Origin of the sequence: Vogesella mureinivorans (assembly GCF_007644035.1) — a bacterium.
GTDB lineage: Bacteria > Pseudomonadota > Gammaproteobacteria > Burkholderiales > Chromobacteriaceae > Vogesella > Vogesella mureinivorans.
Genome location: NZ_VMTV02000884.1, coordinates 1 through 385, shown reverse-complemented (window position 1 = coordinate 385; position 385 = coordinate 1). Strand labels below are relative to the sequence as shown.

Here is a 385-nt window from a genome sequence, read left to right as displayed (position 1 = left end):
GTCCACCATGGGCCTGTCGCCCGGGTCGCCGTCGTCCAGCGTCAGCGGCAGCACGCCGGCGTTCTGGAACGGCTTGTAGAGCATGAAGGCGTGATAGGTGGGCGTCAGCACCATCTCTGGACCGTCGGTCAGGATCAGGCCCTGCAGCACGTTCACCATCTGGGCGATGTTGCTCATGTGCACCCGCCCGGCGTGACGATGGAAGATGTTGAAATGGGCGGCGGCCACCAAGGCGTCGCGCACGCTGTTCTGCTGCTGGAGGTGTCCATCAGGCGAACCCGGGGTGGGGTCGTACCACGTGCCCCATTCGTCAACCGCGATGCCCAGCATCCCTTCCGGATCGTACTCGTCCATAACCGCCGAATGCCCCGCGATGATCGTCTCG

The 385-nt window shown here is 64.7% G+C and carries 1 protein-coding gene; it reads right to left on the bottom strand.

Annotation, left to right across the window (positions count from 1 at the left end; genetic code table 11):
• Positions 1-385: alpha-L-arabinofuranosidase C-terminal domain-containing protein (locus tag FLQ44_RS20090; RefSeq protein ID WP_276607894.1), on the bottom strand; the 385-nt coding region annotated here is incomplete at both ends.